Source organism: Acinetobacter sichuanensis (genome assembly GCF_003024515.2).
Lineage (GTDB): Bacteria > Pseudomonadota > Gammaproteobacteria > Pseudomonadales > Moraxellaceae > Acinetobacter > Acinetobacter sichuanensis.
In genome coordinates this window covers 1-1,693 of the sequence record NZ_PYIX02000138.1, presented here as the reverse complement: position 1 = coordinate 1,693, position 1,693 = coordinate 1, and the positions used below count along the sequence as shown (strand labels likewise).

The 1,693-nt window shown below is 40.7% G+C and carries 2 protein-coding genes and 1 pseudogene; all 3 read left to right on the top strand.

Annotated features, from left to right (window positions below; all coding sequences use genetic code 11):
• Window positions 1-411: DUF6651 domain-containing protein (locus tag C9E89_RS22500; protein WP_322887910.1), on the top strand; the 411-nt coding region annotated here is incomplete at its 5' end.
• Window positions 412-420: 9 nt separating this feature from the next.
• Complete coding sequence (locus tag C9E89_RS22495) at window positions 421-1,368, top strand: major capsid protein (protein ID WP_107010288.1); 948 nt, start codon at window positions 421-423, stop codon at window positions 1,366-1,368.
• Between the two features lie 37 nt (window positions 1,369-1,405).
• Window positions 1,406-1,693, top strand: a pseudogene (locus C9E89_RS22490) (HeH/LEM domain-containing protein); the annotation flags it as partial.

Below are 1,693 nucleotides of genomic sequence, written 5' to 3'. Positions count from 1 at the left end.
CGCGATGCACTACAAAATCAATTACACGGCGAGTTGATTGGTGGTGGCTTTGCTCGATCACAAATGATTAAAGACAAAATCTCAGTACCTGCGGACATGGTGCAGGCTCAGTTCGGTCGTAACTTTAAAGTCGAAAACGGCAAAGTCGTGGCTTATGACAATCATGGCCAACAAATCTATTCGCGTTCTCGTCCTGGTGAATTGGCTGATTTCGATGAAGCGTTAGATCAGTTGATTGATGGCTATCAGTACAAAGATCACATTTTAAAAGGTGGTCAAGGTTCAGGTGGCAACTTCCAAGGCAATACCAATACAAATACAGGTCTGAAACGCAGTCAAATGGATGCTAAGGCTAAATCAGACTTCATTCAAACTCATGGTCAAGCTGCATATTTAAAACTTGAAAAATAAGGAGTCATTATGACTACAACTGTAAATAGCGACATGATTATCTACAATCAATTGGCGCAAACTGCATATTTGGAACGTCTACAAGATAATCTGAATGTATTTAACCAAGCTTCAAACGGTGCAATCCGTTATGTCAACGAAATCATTCAAGGTGATTTTAATCAACAGTCTTTTTATCGTGTTGGCGGTAGCATTGAACACCGTGATGTGAACTCGACAGCGAAAGTGACCAATAAAAAAATTGGTGCAGGTGAGTCTGTGGGGGTGAAAGTACCATTTAAATATGGTCCTTATGCTTCAACTGAGGAAGCGTTTAAACGCCGTGCGCGTTCTCCAGAAGAGTTTGCTGAAATTATTGGTTATGACTTAGCAGATGCTCTGGTACATGGTCGTTTGCAATACAGCTTAGCTGCACTTAAGGCGGCAATCACTAGTAATCCTGACATGATTGCCAAAGGCAGTATTGCTACAGATGGTCGTAAAGCCTTAACCAAAGGTATGCGTAAGTTTGGTGATAAGTTTGGTCGCATCTCACTTTGGGTGATGAACTCGGATACTTATTTCGACATTGTGGATGAAGCATTAACAAATCAAATTTATGGTGAATCTGAAATTGTGATTTATGGTGGTTTACCAGGTACGTTGGGCAAGCCTGTTTTAGTCACAGATTTGATTGAAGATGATGATGCTTTTGGTTTGCAGACTGGTGCAGTAACTGTCACTGAGTCTCAGGCACCAGGTTTCCGTGCATACGATATTAATGATGAAGAAAACTTGGCAATTGGTATGCGTGCTGAAGGAACTTTTAATCTGGATTTACTGGGTTACTCTTGGGATACCACAAAAGGTGCTAATCCAACATTGGCACTATTGGGTGCTGATGCGAATTGGAAAAAACACGCGACAAGCAACAAGATGACAGCAGGTACATTGCTGGATCTCTCTGGCACACCATAACAATCGGGGCTTTAAGCCCCATTTTTGTGAGAACAAGATGAAAATTATTTATGCTCAAAAAAGCGCAGGGATTGATGAAAAAGGTTCATTTCAAAATCCAAAGTACTTTGATCGTCCAGATGTAAATGCAACATCAGTTTTGATTTACGGTGATTATCCTCAAATCAAAGCAGCTTATGATGCACTTGGTGTGGAAGTTGAGGTGCGTGAAGTACCAGAACGCAAAGCTAAAGTAGAAAAAATTACTGTTCAATTGGGTGTCGAAACATCACCTGAACTAGAAAAAGTTCTTGCGGATACCAAAGCTGAATGTGAAAAAGTAGTT